Here is a 16,450-nt window from a genome sequence, read left to right as displayed (position 1 = left end):
GGACCATGGCATTCGAACTGGAAACCGCCGACGGGCGTGACCGCCTGCGCCGCGTGGCCATCGACCCGGTGTCGCGGGTGGAAGGCCACGGCAAAGTGACCTTGCTGATCGACGAGCACGATGAGGTGCGCGAAGCTCGCCTGCACATCGTCGAGTTCCGCGGCTTCGAGGTCTTCATCCAGGGCCGCCCGTACTGGGAGGTGCCGGTGATGGTGCAGCGCCTGTGCGGCATCTGCCCGGTGAGCCACCACCTGGCGGCGGCCAAGGCGCTGGATGTGGCCACCGCTGCCGCGCCGATCACCGCCAGCGCCGAAAAACTGCGCCGGCTGATGCACTACGGGCAGATTTTGCAGTCGCACGCGCTGCACTTCTTCCATTTGTCCTCACCCGATTTGTTGTTTGGCTTCGAGTCCGAGGTGGCGCGGCGCAACATCGTCGGCGTGGCCGCAGCGTACCCGGACATTGCCCGTCAGGGGGTGCTGCTGCGCAAGTTCGGCCAGGAGGTGATCCGCGCCACCGCCGGCAAGAAAATCCACGGCACCGGCGCGGTGCCCGGCGGCATGAACCGCCACCTGTCCGCCGAGGACCACGCGCTGCTTGCCCGCGACATCGATCGGGTAATCGACTGGAGCCGCGCCGCGGTGGAACTGGTCAAGCGCCTCTACCGCGCCGACCCGGCGCTCTATGACGTGTTCGGTAGCTTCGAGTCTGCCTTCATGAGCCTGGTGCGCGCCGACGGCGCAATGGATCTCTACGACGGTGGGCTGCGGGTGCGCGACGCCCAAGGCCATATCCTGCGCGACCACGTGCCCGACCAGGACTACCACCGGCTGATCTGCGAGGAGGTCAAGCCGTGGAGCTACATGAAGTTTCCCTTCCTGCGCGAGCTCGGGCCCGAGACCGGCTGGTACCGGGTGGGGCCGCTGGCGCGGGTGCAAAACTGCGATTTCATCCCCACGCCTCATGCCGAGGCCGAGCGGCGCGAATTTATCGATCACGGGCAGGGGCGCCCGGTGCATGCTACGCTGGCCTACCACTGGGCGCGCATGATCGAGATGCTGCACGCCGCCGAGGTGATCCGCGCGCTGCTCGCCGACCCCGATCTGCGTAGCGGCGAGCTGCTACGCCCCGGCACTGGAGCGCGTGAAGGGGTGGGGATCATCGAAGCGCCGCGTGGCACCCTGATCCACCACTACCGCATTGGGGAGGACGACCTGGTGACGATGTGCAACCTCATCGTCTCCACCACCCACAACAACCAGGCCATGAACACCGCGGTACGCGAGGTGGCGAAACGCTACCTGTCCGGGCGTACGCTCACCGAGGGTCTGCTCAACCATATCGAGGTGGCCATCCGCGCCTACGATCCCTGCCTGTCCTGCGCCACCCATGCGCTTGGACAGATGCCGCTGGTCGTCGAACTCGTTTGCACCGACGGGACGGTGCACCAGCGGCTGGTGCGCAAGCGGTGAGCGCGTCCGCACCCCGCACCGTGGTGTTTGTGGTCGGCAACCGGTCGCGTGGGGATGACGCCCTCGGGCCGCTTTTGGCCGAGCGGCTGGAAAGCCTGGGGGCGCCCGGGGTGAGCCTGATCTGCGACCACCAGTTGCAAATCGAGCACGCGCTGGACATGGCCGGTGCCCAGCGCGTGCTCTTTGTCGACGCAGCACAGGGACTGGCGGCAGATGTCGAGCTACGCGCGCTTGCGCCCGAACCCGGCCGTGCGCCCTTCTCGCACGCACTCACGCCTACCGCTTTACTGGCAGTGTACCGCCAGGTTCACGGTCGGCCGCCTCCGCCCGCATGGGTGCTGGCAGTGGCCGGTGAATCCTTTGCACTGGGCGCGGGGCTGTCGGCGCGTGCGGCGGCCGCTGCCGAGCAAGCCTGGGCGGTGCTGCAGGCATTGTTTGAGCATCCGGCGGCAGACTGGGCGGATGCGGCGGCGCTCATGCAGTGCCGAGCCGGGGAAAGAACAGCGCCAAATAGGCCGCAAGATTGAGTTCGGCCTCTTCGCGTACGCTCTGCAGACTGGCGGGCGACATCGCCAGTTGTTGCCATGCTGCGGCCGACACCCAGGCCGCGGCGCGCTCGCTGGATTTGCCGCAGCGGTCGGCGCGCGCCAGTTGTGTGGCGACATGCACAATGGCTGCATCGAAGCAGTACTCGCCGCCCAAACGGGGGTCGAGCTGGGCACCCAGTGCTGCGGCGAAACCGGGCGGCAGTTTCCAGTGATCTGCCAACGCCGCACCCACTTCGGCGTAATCGCAGCCGATCAGGCGGCGCTCGACCTCGGCCACTGGCTGGTCGAGGCGTTCGGCTTCGCACTCGGCTTCCCGGGCCAGGTCCGGAATCGTCTGATACATCGCCAGATGGCCAAGGTCGGCAAGTAGCCCCAGTACAAACAGGCGCTCCGTGCTGGATAGACCGCAGCCGCGGGCGATAGCGCGGCAGGCTAAGGCGCAGATCATGCTGCCGCGCCAAAAGCGGTTGATGTCGCAGTGCGCCGTGTCGAGCTTGGCAAACGCCGCGCCCAGCGACATCGCCAGCACCAAGTCATGCACCTGCTGCAGCCCAAGGATTTGCACCGCACGGCTGACGGTATCGATCTCGCCGCCATAGCCGTACAGCGCGCTATTGACCACCCGCAGCAAGCGGGCGGTGAGCGCCGGGTCGGCGGCGAGCAGACGTCCGACCTCGAGCAGCGAGCCGTTGGGTGAATCCAGCTCATCCCGGATGCGATGGTAGACCGTAGGCAGCGAGGCGAGGGCGTCGAGCTGGGCGACGAGTTCCTGGGCGGAGTGCATAAGACGGTTCCGAGCGGCGTTCGGCAGAATTATCGGCCATTCGTCGTACGGTGCGGGCGATGCGGCGCAAAAAACACGGGTTCGTCGCGCGGCAGTTCGGGTTGCAGGGTTACGTGATCGATGGCAAAACGCGCGTGCAGCATGCGTTGCAGCGCGGCCAGCACCGCCGGCCACTGGTGGGCCTGAGCAATCACCACATGCGCCGAGAGCGCCGGGTGGCGGGAATCCAGGCTCCAGATGTGCAGATCGTGTACCGAACGCACGCCTTCGATGGCGGCCATTGCCTGCCCCACCCGCTGCAGCGACAGGCCCTCGGGGACGCCTTCGAGCAAAGTGTTGAACACACGCCGCAGCAGGGCGAGCGTGGAGGCCAGGATCAATCCGCTGATCAACATGGTCAGCAGCGGGTCGATCGGGGTCCAGCCGGTGAGCTGGATGATCAGGCCGGAGGCCAGTGCGGCGATCGAGCCGAGTGCGTCGCCCAGTACATGCAGCAGCGCGCCGCGCGTGTTCAGATCGCCTTCTCCGCGCGTCAGCAACCAAGCCACCACAAGGTTGATGGCCAGGCCGCCGAGTGCTACGACGGTGACCACTTCGCCGGTGATCTCATGCGGCGCGCTCAGACGCAAAATCGCCTGCCAAATCAACATAACGACCAAGGCCAGCATCAGCAGACCATTGGCCAATGCGGCCAAAGTTTCCACACGATGCAGACCGTAAGTGTGCTTCGGGCTGGCGGGGATACGGGCAAAGCGGGCGGCAAGGGTGGCCAGACCCAGGGCGAGCGCATCGGTCAGCATGTGGCCGGCGTCGCCGAGCAAGGCCAGCGAGCCCGACCACCAGCCGGCAATGGCTTCGATTGCCGCAAAACCCAAAGTGATCGACAGCGCCAGCGGCAGCCAGCGGCTGGCGGCGTGGTCATGGACATGGTCGTGGGCGTGGCCCGCAGAATGAGCGTGATGGGTGTGCATGGAGTTTGGCTGCGTATCGCGTATCGACGAGATTATGCCCGCCCTGACCGCGGCTGCGGTGAGCTATCCATGTCAGGCATCCCGATCTGCGCCATAATCCGGTGATCGCTCGGCACGCTTGAGGCTTGGCACCATGACACGGTCGGTAACGATACTGAGTTGGAACATCCAGTGGGGGCGGGGGGCGGATGGCCGGGTCGATTTGTCGCGTACCGCGCAGACCATCCGGGATCTTGGTGGCGCCCGCGGGGTGGATGTGATCTGCCTGCAAGAAGTTGCGAGCAATGTTGCCGGCCTGCCCGGCGGGGCGTGCGAGGATGAACCGGCGTGGTTTGCGCAGGCGTTTCCAGCGTATGAGGCGGTGTTTGGCGCCGCGATTGATGTCCGTGACGACAAAGGCGGACGCGCGCGTTTTGGCAATCTGATCCTGTCCCGCCTGCCGGTGGATCAGGTTTTCCGGCATCTGCTGCCGCGCCCGCCCGAGCCGGATCTGCCGTCGATGCAGCGGGTGTGCGTGGAAGCGGTGATTGCCGCGCCCTGGGGCTGGCTGCGGGTAATGACCACCCACCTGGAATACTATTCCCAGCGTCAGCGGCGCGCCCAAATTGACGCCCTGCGCGCGCTACAGCGTGAGGTGGCCGATCATGCTGCCGTCGGCAGCGCGGCGCGCGAAGGCAATCCGGTCTTTGCGCCACGTCCGCGGCCGGTGTCGGCGGTGCTGTGCGGAGACTTCAACTGTGAGCCGGACAGCGACGAGTACGCTGCCTTGTGCCGGCCACTCGGCGGCCGGGCGCCGGACTGGTGCGACGCTTGGCGTATCTGCCACCCCGACGCGCCGCACGCTGCAACGGTAGGGCTGCACGGTGCGGAATGGCCGGACCGCCCATACTGTTGTGACTATTTCTTCGTGTCTGCCGATATGGCGCCGCTGGTCGAGCGGGTGGAGATCGATGTCGATACCGCTGCATCCGATCATCAGCCGGTATTGCTAAGTCTCATCCGCGGTTGATCTCAGCGGCTTGCGCCGGGCGGTGCCACCAGATCGCGATAAGCGTGCCACGTGGCGTGACCCAGTAACGGCATTAGCACCACCAAACCAACATGGAAGGTGAGAAAGCCCAGCACGGTGCACACCACGATGACCAGCGCCCAAAGAGTCATCGCCCCAGGGTTGCGTGCCAGTGCGCCGACGCTGGCCAGCATGGCGGTGATTGCGTCCTGGTCGCGGTCGAGCATCATCGGAATGGATACCACGCTCACTGCAAACACGATGGCGGCGAAAATCAAACCGACGCCGAAATACACCAGCAAAAATTCGAGGTTTTCCAGGGCCAGGATCTGCGCCAGGAAGCCGGACAAATTGGGCATTTCGTTAGTGTAGAAAAGCGCGAACACTACCAATGAGGCGCGCGCCCAAACCAGGAACACCACCCCCAGCACGACGGCAAAAAGCCCAATATTGCCGGCGTTACGCCGCCACACCGTGAGCGTGGGCGCCAGCGCGCACGCCTCGTTACGTTCGCGGCGGCGGCTGATTTCATAAAGCCCCATGGCCAGAAAGGGGCCGAGCAGCAAAAAGCCGGAGGTCAGCGCCGAGGTGTACTCGTAGGCGTGCTCGAACACGAAGGTGATCAAAAGACCCATGCCGGCAAAGCAAAAGCCGTAGAACAGGCTGGGAATGGCGCAGGACTTGAGGTCCGCCCAGCCCAGGGCCAGCCAGCGCAAGGGCGCGCTGACGCTGACTTGGCGGACCGTGGGGAAGCCGGCGTTCTCCTTTGCTTGGACATCGTTTGTTGGCGACATGTCTCTCTCCTGTCCGGGTGATCGGTTTTTGTCGGTGTTGCCAGGCCACATCTGCTCGACAGGGGGTGGGCAAGGGCAGTTTGCGGACCGCTAGGTGCGAGCTTCGGCGGTGCAAAGGGCTTGCCCCCGATATGGGTTTAGTCGTTGGTGAGAAACCCCCTTATCGCATCGGTTACCGCATCCGGTGTTTCGGTCATCATGGCGTGGCCGGCACCGGGTATCGTCATCATACGCGCGCCGCCTGCCGCATTGACAAGCGCCTCGAGTAAGGGTCTTACAGCACGCGGCGGGGTCATCTGGTCACGCTCGCCGCAGACCAGCAAGGTGGGGCAGCGTACCGCGCCGGCGGCCTCCAGGCCGCGCACATAGGCGTTGCAGGCGGCCAGATCGGCGGCCAGCACGCCGGCGCCCTGGTGTTCCATCAGGCGGCTGTTGGCGCCGGGCAGCCACAGACCGGGCGAGGCGCTGGCACCCAGGTGGGCGGCGGGGGTGTAGGACCACTGGTTGATCATCGCATGCGCCTTGGGCCGGTTGCCGGCGGCGGCCTCGAGCAGTGGCGGGGCCACCGGCATCGGCGCGACGCTGCCAACCAGCACCAGCGCGGCGGCGCGTTCCGGGAAGCGGGCGGCGGCCTCCAGCGCCACCAGCGAGCCCATGCTGTGGCCGACCAGCGCGGCACGGACCACGCCGGCGGCATCGAGCAGGGCGGCGATCCAATCGGCCAGGGCCTCGATCGAGGCCAGCGCATCGCCACCCGAGGCACCGTGTCCCGGCAGGTCGGGGGCGAGTACGCCGAAGCCGTGGTGGGCGAGATGCCGCGCCGGGTAATTCCATACGCTATGGTCGTGGCCGGCGCCGTGGATCAGTACCACGGTGGGCAGTTCGCGGTCGAAGCTGCGGCCGCCGGTATAGACCCGGGTCGGGGTGTCGAGCACAAAAAGATCCATTCCGCTCACCCTTTCATCAGCTTGCCGACGGCGTACAGGCCGCGGTCGAGATCGGCGATCAGGTCGCTGGCATTTTCCAGCCCCACCGACAGGCGCACCGTGCCTTCGCCAATGCCGGCCGCGGCCAGGTCGGCCGCCGACATGCGAAAGTGGGTGGTGCTGGCCGGGTGGATGACCAGCGACTTGGTGTCGCCCACGTTGGCCAGGTGGGAAAAGAGCTTGAGTGCCTCGATGAAGGCGCGTCCTGCCGCGCGTCCGCCCTTCAGTTCGAACGACAGGACGGCGCCGCAGCCTTCGGACAGCAGGCGGGTGGCGAGTTCGTGGTCCGGGTGGTTCGCCAGTCCGGGGTAGGAGACTTTCTCGACCAGCGGGTGGGCGGCCAGGTGTTCGGCCACCGCGCGGGCGTTGTCGACATGGGCGCGCATGCGCACAGGCAGCGTCTCCAGGCCCTGCAAGAGCTGAAAGGCGTTCATCGGCGACAGGCAGGCGCCAAAGTCGCGTAGCCCCTCTCGGCGCGCGCGCAGCAGGAAAGCGGCCACCGGCGACTCTTCGGCAAAGTCCATGCCGTGAAAGCCGTCATAGGGTTCGGTAAGCGTGGGGAAGAGGCCGGAAGCTTCCCAGTCGAAGCGCCCTCCATCGACCAGCACGCCGCCCACCGCCACGCCGTGGCCGCCGAGGAACTTGGTGGCCGAGTGCATCACCAGGTCGGCGCCCAGTTCCAGCGGGCGCTGCAGGCAGGGGGTGACCAGGGTGGCGTCGACCAGCAGCGGCACACGGTGCTCGTGGGCGATCTGCGCCACGGTGGGGATGTCGAGCACCTCCAACCCGGGGTTGCCGAGCGACTCGCCAAAGAACAGCCGTGTTTCCGGGCGCACCGCGGCGCGCCAGGCGTCCGGGTCGCGCGGGTCGACGAAAGTGGTGTGGATGCCGAAGCGCGGCAGGGTGTAGCCGAGCAGATTGTGCGAGCCGCCGTACAGCGAGCGCGAAGCAACGATGTGGCCGCCAGCGCCCATCAAGGTGGCGATCGCCAGGTGCAGCGCGGCCTGACCGCTGGCCAGCGCGATCGCGCCGACGCCTTCTTCCAGCGCCGCGACGCGCTCTTCCAGCACCGCGTTGGTGGGGTTGGAAATACGCGAATAGACGTGGCCGGGCCGTTCGAGGTTGAACAGCTCGGCCGCACGTTCGGTATCCGGGAAGACGTAGCTGGTGGTGAAGTGGATCGGCGTGGCGCGCGAACCGTGGGTCGGGTCGGGGGACTGGCCGGCGTGCAGTGCAAGCGTCTGCCGCCCATAAGGGCTGGATGATGTCATCGATGAATGTCCGCGGGTTGTGAGGAACGTTGGGCAAACCTCGGCGTGTGGGCGATACCGTGCCTGCCTGTGCGTTCAGGCGAGCTCGTCGGGTTCGAGCATGCGCTCGATGATTGCAATGCGGTCCTTGAGGGCGAGCTTGCGCTTTTTCAGTCGACGCAGCAGCAGTTCGTCCTCGGTTGGTGTGGCGCTCAGGCGGGCAATCGCTTCATCCAGGTCGCGATGCTCGGCGCGCAGGACCGCCAGGCGAGTCTGCAGGTTGGTTACATCGTCGAAGGCGCTGTCGTCCATGGTGGCGTATCCGGCAAGGCGCGCAGCCGCGCCGTGGGTGGATAGTTTTTGGGCGTCAATGGTAGGCGTGTGCGTCCTGCATGACAATGGCGCTCAGGTCTCGAGTGCCGCCGTGAGCGGGCGCTGCACCTTGTGTTGTGCTGGATTACCATTGCCGCTTTGGCAACACCATGTGATCGACAGTCATCGTGAATAAGGCATTTGTAAAAGAAAGCGACGGTCAGGACGACGACGAGGAACTTGCCCCGGCGCTGCGACTGCCGCCTGGCAGCAAAAACTACATGACGCCGCGTGGTCATCGGCAGCTGCGCGAAGAGCTCGACCAACTGGTGCGCATCGAGCGCCCCAAGCTGGTGGAAACCATCGCCTGGGCGGCCGGTAACGGCGACCGTTCGGAAAATGGTGACTACATCTACGGCAAAAAACGCTTGCGTGAGATCGACCGACGCATCCGCTTTCTGATCAAGCGCCTGGAGAACGCTACGGTGGTCAATCCGGCCGAGCAGGAGAACACCGACCAGGTGTTTTTCGGCGCCACGGTGACCATCCGGGATGTCGCCGGCGACGATGCGCAAACCTGGCAGATCGTGGGTGTGGACGAGGCCGATGTCACCGCCGGGCGCATCAGTTGGATTTCGCCGCTGGCGCGGGCGTTGCTCAAGGCGCGCGAAGGCGATGTGGTTCGGTTCATGAGCCCGGCCGGCGTGCGGGAGATCGAGGTGTTAGAGATTGTCTATCGCTGAAGCGGTATGCGGGGCTTGAAACAGGTTTGCAATGCCCCCACTTTGAGGCGCGTTCTTCCAGTCATCAATATGGAGCTTCATCGATGTCCGAGACCGCGACCGCCCAGACCTTGAATTTCCAGGCCGAGGTGAAGCAGTTGCTTCACCTGATGATCCATTCGCTGTACTCGAACCGCGAGATCTTTCTGCGCGAGCTGATCTCCAATGCTTCGGATGCTTGCGACAAGTTGCGTTTCGAGGCGCTCGACAATCCGGCGCTGTTCGAAGGCGATGGCGAACTGAAAATTCGTGTCGATTTTGACAAAGACGCGCGCACGCTCACCATCACCGACAACGGCATCGGCATGAGCCGCGACGAAGCGGTGACCAATCTGGGCACCATCGCCAAGTCCGGCACCAAAGAATTTTTCGGCAAGCTGACCGGCGATCAGCAAAAAGACGCCCATCTGATCGGTCAGTTTGGCGTGGGTTTTTACTCCGCCTTCATCGTCGCCGACAAGGTCACCGTACAGAGCCGGCGCGCCGGTTTGCCGGCCGCCGCGGGGGTGCGCTGGGAATGCACGATGAGCGGCGACACCGCCGGTGAATACACCATTGAGCAGGTCGAACGCGCCGAGCGCGGCACCCAAATCATTCTGCATCTGCGCGAAGGGCAAGACGATCTGCTGTCGAGCTGGAAACTCAGGAGTCTGATCAGTAAATACTCCGATCACATCGTCCAGCCGATCCAGATGAGAAAGGAGGAGTGGGACGAGGAGAAGAAAGCGCAGGTGCTGCGTGACGAGTATGAAACCGTCAACCAGGCCAGCGCGCTGTGGGCCAGGCCAAAGAACGAGATCTCCGACGACGACTACAAAGCCTTCTATAAGCACGTCGCCCACGACTATGACGATCCGCTGGCCTGGATTCACGCGCGTGTCGAAGGCCGTCAGGAATACACCCAGCTTCTCTACCTGCCGTCTCATGCGCCTTTCGATCTGTGGGACCGCAACGCCCGCCACGGCGTCAAGCTCTACGTCAAGCGCGTGTTCATCATGGACGACGCCGAGAAGCTGATGCCCACCTATCTGCGCTTCGTGCGCGGGGTGGTGGATTCCAACGATCTACCGCTCAACGTTTCGCGCGAAATCTTGCAGGAATCCAAAGACATCGACGCCATCCGCCAAGGGTGCACCAAAAAGGTGTTGTCGTTGCTCGAAAGTCTTGCCAACAGCGAAGACGAGGCCGAACGGGCCAAATACGCCACCTTCTGGAAAGAGTTTGGCAAGGTGCTCAAGGAAGGCGTGGGTGAGGATTTTGCCAACAAGGAAAAAATCGCAGGGCTGTTGCGCTTTGCCTCCACCCATACCGACACCCCGGATGAAGTGGTATCGCTGGCCGACTATATCGGCCGCATGAAAGAAGGTCAGGACAAGATCTATTACGTCACCGCGGAATCCTTCAATGCCGCCAAGAACAGCCCGCACCTGGAAGTGTTCCGCAAAAAGGGCATCGAGGTGCTGCTACTGTCAGACCGTGTGGATGAATGGGTGACCGGTCATCTCACCGAATTCAACGGCAAACCGTTGGTATCGGTGGCCAAGGGCGGACTGGATCTGGGCGCCTTGGAAGACGAGGCCGAAAAGAAGGAAGTCCAAAAAGCCGCGGACGAATACAAGGATCTGTTGGAAAAAATGAAGGCCAGCCTCGGTGAGCGCGTCAAGGATGTGAGAGTGACGCTGCGGCTGACCGATTCGCCTGCCTGCCTGGTGGCCGATGAACACGATCTGGGCATGAATCTGGCGCGCATTCTCAAGGCTGCCGGGCAGAATGCCCCGGCCTCCAAGCCCATCCTGGAGATCAACCCCAATCACCCGGCGGTGCTGCGCCTGAAGTACGAGGACAAGCACTTCGATGACTGGGCTGCAGTACTGTTCGACCAGGCCTTGCTGGCCGAAGGCGGCACTTTGGACGATCCGGCCACCTTCGTGAAACGGGTCAATCAGCTGATGCTGGCAGTAAGCAACCAATAAATCTTTCTGGTTGCGCAATGTGCCCAAGACGGCCGCGGATGCCCGCGGCCGTTTTTTATCCGCACCCGGTTCGCAGCGGCGCTGTCATCGCCAGGACACTTTCGGCCGTTAGGCTCCCGGCATCGCAATCGCAACCGGGTACGATCAAGACAGGGGCTGCGTATGGGGTGGGTGTGGCCAGAGGCGGGCGTCGAGGGTGGACCGTCGGTTGTTGCGCCCGATGTTCGTCCGCTGGTTGCCTCGGATATGGGCGCATTACAGGCTTTTCTCAGCGGCCTGTCTTATGGCGCACGCTATTTTCGTTTTGGCCGCGGCGACATCGTGTTGGCTGCAGACCAATTGTATGCCTTATGCACCCCCGATCCGCGCGAGGGGGCCAGTTACGGGGCGTTTGTCACCGACCGTACGCGAGCCGACATGGTGGGTTTGGCTGGCTACTGCGTCGGCGGCGAACCGCGGGCCTGCGAGTTTGCCCTGGTGGTGGCCGATGCCTGGCAGGGGCGGGGCATCGGCCGTCGGCTGATCGCCACGCTGGCCGACGATGCGCGGCGCCGAGGCTTGTGGCGACTGACTGGGCGGGTGCTGGCGAGCAACCGGCGGATGCTCGATTGCGCGCGCCGCTTCGGATTCCGGGTCGAGCCATGGGACGGTTCGGCGGTGGTGATGCGGGTCACGCTGGCGTTGGTGCCGACTCTACCGCCCATTGGCGCTGCTGCGCGGCCCCCGGTTGTGCCAGCACAGGTCGGCGATTCACAGGTCTAGCCCGGATGCGGGCGGCCATGGTCTGTCGTTTGAGCGTGCGAACGGTCGTGGCACGAGGTTTGCAAAGCGATCGGCGTCGTTCGAGTCAGAAGCGTCATGTCTGCTTTGCCGCCGCCTGTTTCTTCTTCGCCAACCGTTCAGCCCGTGCAGCGCGTAATGAAGGTGCGCCGCGACTACAACGCCTGGGTGGCGCGTGAGACGCTGGAGGATTACGCGCTGCGCTTTACCCCGCGCAGCTTTCGCAAGTGGAGCGAGCTGCGCGTGGCCAATACCGCCTTTGGCGCGGCGGCCTTTCTGGTGCTGGAGGCGGTTGGCGCCACGCTGCTGGTCAATTACGGCTTCATCAACATGTTTTGGGCCATCGTGCTGATGAGCCTGATCATCTTCGCCACCGGTCTGCCGATCAGTGTCTATGCCGCGCGTCACGGCGTGGATATGGATTTGCTCACCCGTGGCGCGGGCTTCGGCTACATCGGCTCGACCATCACCTCGCTGATCTACGCTAGCTTCACCTTCATCCTGTTCGCGCTGGAAGCGGCGATCATGGCCTACGCGCTGGAGCTGGCTTTCGGCCTTGCGCCGGTGTGGGGCTACATGGTGAGCGCGCTGGTGGTGATTCCGCTGGTCACCCACGGCATTACCCACATCAGCCGGCTGCAGACGCTCTCGCAACCGCTGTGGCTGATCCTGCTGGTGCTGCCCTATGTTTTTCTGCTGATGCAGGAGCCCGAGGTGCTGGACGGGCTGTTCACCTATCCGGGGCAGGACGGGCAGGGCGGCGCCTTCAGCATGCACCTCATTGGTGCGGCGGTGACCGTTGGCATTGCGCTGATCACCCAGATTGGTGAGCAGGTCGATTACCTGCGTTTCATGCCGGAGTGCACCCAGGCGAACCGCGCGCGCTGGTGGTTCGCGGTGCTGCTCGGCGGGCCCGGCTGGGTGGTCATGGGGGCGGTGAAGATGCTGGGCGGCGCGCTGCTCGCCTACCTTGCACTCACCGCGATGGTGCCGGCCGACAAGGCGGTCGACCCCAACCAGATGTATTTGATCGGCTTCGGCTATGTGTTCGACGACCCGCGCGTGGTGCTCGCGGTGACCGCGGTCTTCGTGGTGGTCTCGCAGTTGAAGATCAATGTCACCAACGCCTACGCCGGCTCGCTGGCGTGGTCCAATTTCTTTGCCCGCCTCACCCACAGCCATCCCGGCCGGGTGGTGTGGATGGTGTTCAACACCTTGATCGCGCTGATGCTGATGGAGCTCGACGTGTTCCAGGCGCTCGGCCAGGTGCTGGGGCTGTATTCCAACGTTGCGGTGGCCTGGTTCGCCGCGGTGGCCGCCGACTTGGTGATCAATAAGCCGCTGGGCCTGTCGCCCAAGGGTATCGAGTTCAAGCGCGCGCATCTGTACGACATCAACCCGGTGGGGGTGGGAGCAATGTTGCTCGCCTCCACGCTGTCGGTGGCGGCTTTCCTGGGCGCGTTCGGTGCGGCGGTGCAACCCTTTGCGACCCTGATCAGCCTGGGTGTGGCCTTTATTGCGGCCCCTTTGATCGCCTGGGCTACCGGTGGGCGCTACTACCTGGCGCGCGCCGACCAGGCGCCGGCGGGCGGCGCCCCGCGGCGCTGCGTGGTGTGCGAGCGCGAGTACGAATCCGACGACATGGCCCACTGCCCGGCCTACCAGGGGCACATCTGCTCTTTGTGTTGTGCGTTGGATGCGCGTTGCCACGATCTGTGCAAGCCGCAGGCCACGATGGCCGCGCAATGGGCGGCGCTGGTCGGGCGCCGCCTGCCGGCCGCGCTGCAGCCCTGGCTGCATTCCGGCTTGGGCCACTTTCTGCTGCTGATGCTTTTTCTCGTGCCGGCGCTGGCGCTGTTGCTCGGCCTGCTCTATCTGCACCAGGCCGAGTCCCTGGGGCGCGAACATGCCGCGCTGGTGCCGGCCCTGCAGGCAAGCTTCATCAAGGCTTACGCCGCGCTGTTGCTGGTGACCGGGGTGGTGGCTTGGTGGCTGGTGCTGGCACACAAAAGCCGCCTGGTGGCGCAGGAGGAATCCAACCGTCAAACGCATTTGCTGATGCGCGAAATCGAGCTGCACCGCCGCACCGACGAGCAGCTGCAACGCGCGCGCGCTCAGGCCGATCAAGCCAACCAAGCCAAGACGCGCTACATCACCACCATCAGCCATGAGATGCGCACACCCTTGAACAGTATTCTCGGCTATGCCCAGATGCTGGCCGACGACCCGCAAGTGCCGGAAAAGCGCCGTCAGGCGCTGCGGGTCATCCGTCGAAGCGGCGAGCACCTGCTGTCGCTGATCGAAGGCACGCTGGACATTGCCCGTATCGAAGGCGGCAAGCTCAAGCTCGAACGCGTTGCGTTCGATTTCCCGGCCTTGGTCGATGATCTGGTGCATATGTTCGCCTTGCAGGCGCGCGACAAGGGCATTGGTTTCCGTTATCGGCAAGAGGGCGAGCTGCCCGCGGTGGTGCGCGCGGATGAAAAGCGCTTGCGTCAAATCTTGATCAATATCGTTGGCAACGCGGTGAAATTCACCTTGCGTGGCGAGGTGGTGCTGGGCCTGCGCTATGCGCGCGAGATGGCGGTGTTCGAGGTGCGCGACAGCGGACCGGGCATCGCCGCCGAAGATTTGGCGCGCATCTTCGAACCCTTTGCACGCGGTGTTTCCGGCAACGCCGAGGCCAGCGGCACCGGCCTGGGGTTGACCATTGCGCGCATGCTCACCGACCTGATGGGCGGGGAGATCCAGGTCGACAGCGTTCTCGGGCAGGGCAGCACCTTCCGCATTCGTTTGTTTCTGCCGCGGGTGGCCGAGGCGCCCGTACTCAGCCAACCCAGCCGGACGGCGTTGCACCGGGTAAGCGAGCCGCCCCCGCAGCCGGCGTGGGTATATCCGCAGCCCGAGGCATTGCAGGCGCTCGATGAGCTGATCGGTTTGGGCTATTTGCGCGGCATTCTGGCAAAGCTCGACCAGATCGAAGCCGACGAACCGGCCTGCGCCGAGTTTGTCCGCCGGCTGCGCAGCCGGGCGCGCGAATTCCAGTTCGACGCCATGCGTTCCCTCATTCAGGCCGCTCATGAATCCCGTGCGTAACACAAGCGACACCGAAATCGTACTGATCGTAGACGACGTGCCCGAGAACCTCTCGCTGCTGCACGACGCGCTGGATGAAGCCGGCTATACCGTGCTGGTGGCCACCCATGGGGAGGCTGCGCTCGCCCGCGCGCGTCAAAGTTTGCCCGACATCGTGTTGCTCGACGCGGTGATGCCGGGCATGGACGGCTTCGAGGTGGCGCGCCGGCTGAAGGCGGATTTCCTCACCCAGCACATCCCCATCGTGTTCATGACCGGGCTCACCGAAACCGAACACCTGGTGGCGGCGTTTGCCGCCGGCGGTTCGGACTACGTCACCAAGCCGATCCGCCCGGCCGAAGTGCTGGCGCGCATTGCCGCCCATCTGCACAGCGCGCGCCAGATGCGCCAAGCCCGCAGCGCACTGGATGCCTTCGGTCAGGGCACGGTGGCCATCGACCGCGCCAGCCGGCGCATCACCTGGCAAACCGCGCTGGCCCGCAGTCTGCTTGCCGAGTGGTTTCCGCAAACCGGAGGGGCTGCGCCGCCGCGTCTGCTCGCCTGGGCGGAACAGGCCGAGCGCGCCCGGCGTAACGGCGAAGCGCCCCCGCAATGGGTGCATGCCGATGGCCCGCGTCGTTTGCTTGCCACCTTGCACCCGTGTGGCGCCGAAGACGGCGAGGAGGCGTGGTTGATCGTGCTGCGTGAAGAAAACGACGCCTCGGCCATCGAAGCCTTGGTTGCCGCGTTCCGTCTGACCGCGCGCGAGGCCGAAGTGCTCTACTGGGTAATCCACGGCAAAACCAACCGCGACATTGGCGACATCCTCGGCACCAGTCCGCGCACGGTGCACAAGCACTTGGAGCACGTGTTCGACAAACTCGGGGTGGAAACCCGTACCGCTGCGGCTGCGGTGGCAATGAAAAAAATACGCGGCGTGCTGGGCCAAGGTTGAGCGGGCCGCGTCGCTGCGGCTGCCGTCGCGCATGCCGGATCGATCTTGCGAGTGCGGCAGGGTGTTTTTTTAACGAAATTTATGTAGCCATATGTTATGTTGATGGAGTGGGGCGCATGCCGCGCAAACGATGCAGGCTGCGGCAAGATGCGCGTTCACAAGCTGGTTCGGTTTTTGCTACTCGAATGCTTCAGACGCGCCCGATCGAGCCGGTCACGCTGACCGGTCGGCGGCAAAAGGTTTGCGGGCCGTTCGGTCCGCAGGTTGGTTCACCCGTTGAGCGGAGGGACACGATGAGTGCAAGGGATTGTCTGGTGCAGTGGGATGACAGCTATAGCCTGGGGCTGGAACAGATCGACGAACAGCATAAGGTGCTGTTCGAGATCATGAACCATCTCTGGTCGGCAATCGTGCGGCGCGCCAAAGGCGCGGAAATGCAAAAAATCCTGGATGAGCTGGAACATTATTCGGTCACGCATTTCAGCGCCGAAGAAGCGTTCATGCAAAGCGAAGGCTTTGCCGGGTTGGAGGCGCATCGTCGGCAGCATGCCCAGTTCGTGGCGCGAATTCGCGCCGCCCGTGAAGATTTGCGCCAGGGCAAAGAGATCAGCCTGGATCTACTGCACTTTCTGAGCGATTGGCTGGCCAAGCACATTCAGGCCGAAGACCGCGCTTATGCGGCCGATTATCGTCAGGGCCGCCCGCTCGGCAGTGTGCTGGGGCGCTTTTTTGCCCAGTTCAGACGCCTGTAGCCACGCT

General features: G+C 64.4%; 15 protein-coding genes. 9 read left to right on the top strand and 6 right to left on the bottom strand.

The genetic code is table 11. The features are described from left to right. The first annotated feature begins 5 nt into the window (after positions 1–5). Positions 6–1,472 (top strand): Ni/Fe hydrogenase subunit alpha, encoded by a 1,467-nt coding sequence (locus DIE29_RS09805; protein ID WP_114649780.1) that lies wholly within the window; start codon positions 6–8, stop codon positions 1,470–1,472. Next, entirely contained in the window at positions 1,469–1,999 is a 531-nt protein-coding gene (locus tag DIE29_RS09800) for a hydrogenase maturation protease (protein ID WP_114649779.1), read from the top strand. Before DIE29_RS09805 ends, DIE29_RS09800 begins: the two co-directional genes overlap by 4 nt. On the opposite strand, the gene DIE29_RS09795 is transcribed toward DIE29_RS09800, so the two are convergent. After that, the gene (locus DIE29_RS09795) at positions 1,947–2,804 is read right to left on the bottom strand and encodes an HDOD domain-containing protein (protein ID WP_114649778.1); all 858 of its coding nucleotides are present in this window, start codon (positions 2,802–2,804) and stop codon (positions 1,947–1,949) included. The genes DIE29_RS09800 and DIE29_RS09795 overlap by 53 nt on opposite strands. A 29-nt stretch (positions 2,805–2,833) precedes the next feature. Beyond that, positions 2,834–3,775 carry a cation diffusion facilitator family transporter gene (locus DIE29_RS09790; RefSeq protein WP_114649777.1) on the bottom strand — a complete coding sequence of 314 codons (942 nt, stop codon included), beginning with the start codon at positions 3,773–3,775 and terminating at the stop codon, positions 2,834–2,836. Positions 3,776–3,908: 133 nt separating this feature from the next. Here DIE29_RS09790 and DIE29_RS09785 point away from each other — a divergent pair, with 133 nt between their 5' ends. Continuing rightward, positions 3,909–4,784, top strand: a complete 876-nt coding sequence (locus DIE29_RS09785) for an endonuclease/exonuclease/phosphatase family protein (protein WP_102041290.1) — start codon at positions 3,909–3,911, stop codon at positions 4,782–4,784. Between the two features lie 2 nt (positions 4,785–4,786). Here DIE29_RS09785 and DIE29_RS09780 read toward each other — a convergent pair whose 3' ends face one another. The 4 genes from DIE29_RS09780 to DIE29_RS09765 form a co-directional block, all read right to left on the bottom strand. Continuing rightward, positions 4,787–5,578, bottom strand: coding sequence for a DUF2189 domain-containing protein (locus tag DIE29_RS09780; protein ID WP_102041291.1), 792 nt, complete (start codon positions 5,576–5,578; stop codon positions 4,787–4,789). A 137-nt stretch (positions 5,579–5,715) separates the two neighbouring features. After that, entirely contained in the window at positions 5,716–6,525 is an 810-nt protein-coding gene (locus DIE29_RS09775; protein ID WP_102041292.1) for an alpha/beta fold hydrolase, read from the bottom strand. Between the two features lie 5 nt (positions 6,526–6,530). Further along, on the bottom strand, positions 6,531–7,835 hold the full coding sequence (locus DIE29_RS09770; protein WP_114649776.1) for an O-acetylhomoserine aminocarboxypropyltransferase: 1,305 nt from the start codon (positions 7,833–7,835) through the stop codon (positions 6,531–6,533). Positions 7,836–7,910: 75 nt separating this feature from the next. After that, positions 7,911–8,126, bottom strand: a complete 216-nt coding sequence (locus tag DIE29_RS09765; RefSeq protein WP_114649775.1) for a YdcH family protein — start codon at positions 8,124–8,126, stop codon at positions 7,911–7,913. 188 nt (positions 8,127–8,314) lie between these two features. Here DIE29_RS09765 and greB point away from each other — a divergent pair, with 188 nt between their 5' ends. The 6 genes from greB (at position 8,315) to DIE29_RS09735 (ending at position 16,443) form a co-directional block, all read left to right on the top strand. Beyond that, complete coding sequence (greB, locus tag DIE29_RS09760) at positions 8,315–8,869, top strand: transcription elongation factor GreB (RefSeq protein ID WP_114649774.1); 555 nt, start codon at positions 8,315–8,317, stop codon at positions 8,867–8,869. An 83-nt stretch (positions 8,870–8,952) separates the two neighbouring features. Continuing rightward, the gene (gene htpG / locus DIE29_RS09755) at positions 8,953–10,881 is read left to right on the top strand and encodes a molecular chaperone HtpG (RefSeq protein ID WP_114649773.1); all 1,929 of its coding nucleotides are present in this window, start codon (positions 8,953–8,955) and stop codon (positions 10,879–10,881) included. A gap of 162 nt (positions 10,882–11,043) precedes the next feature. Continuing rightward, positions 11,044–11,643: a GNAT family N-acetyltransferase gene (locus tag DIE29_RS09750; RefSeq protein ID WP_114649772.1), complete on the top strand. Its 600-nt coding sequence runs from the start codon at positions 11,044–11,046 to the stop codon at positions 11,641–11,643. 96 nt (positions 11,644–11,739) lie between these two features. After that, on the top strand, positions 11,740–14,757 hold the full coding sequence (locus DIE29_RS09745) for an ATP-binding protein (protein ID WP_114649771.1): 3,018 nt from the start codon (positions 11,740–11,742) through the stop codon (positions 14,755–14,757). Then, positions 14,741–15,691 (top strand): response regulator transcription factor, encoded by a 951-nt coding sequence (locus DIE29_RS09740; protein ID WP_102041299.1) that lies wholly within the window; start codon positions 14,741–14,743, stop codon positions 15,689–15,691. Before DIE29_RS09745 ends, DIE29_RS09740 begins: the two co-directional genes overlap by 17 nt. 293 nt (positions 15,692–15,984) lie before the next feature. Further along, on the top strand, positions 15,985–16,443 hold the full coding sequence (locus DIE29_RS09735; RefSeq protein ID WP_102041300.1) for a bacteriohemerythrin: 459 nt from the start codon (positions 15,985–15,987) through the stop codon (positions 16,441–16,443). Positions 16,444–16,450 lie beyond the last annotated feature (7 nt).

Source organism: Pseudothauera hydrothermalis (assembly GCF_003345255.1).
In the GTDB taxonomy this organism is placed as follows: domain Bacteria; phylum Pseudomonadota; class Gammaproteobacteria; order Burkholderiales; family Rhodocyclaceae; genus Pseudothauera; species Pseudothauera hydrothermalis.
Note: the sequence above shows the minus strand (reverse complement) of the source record. Positions and strands in the feature narration are given on the sequence as shown.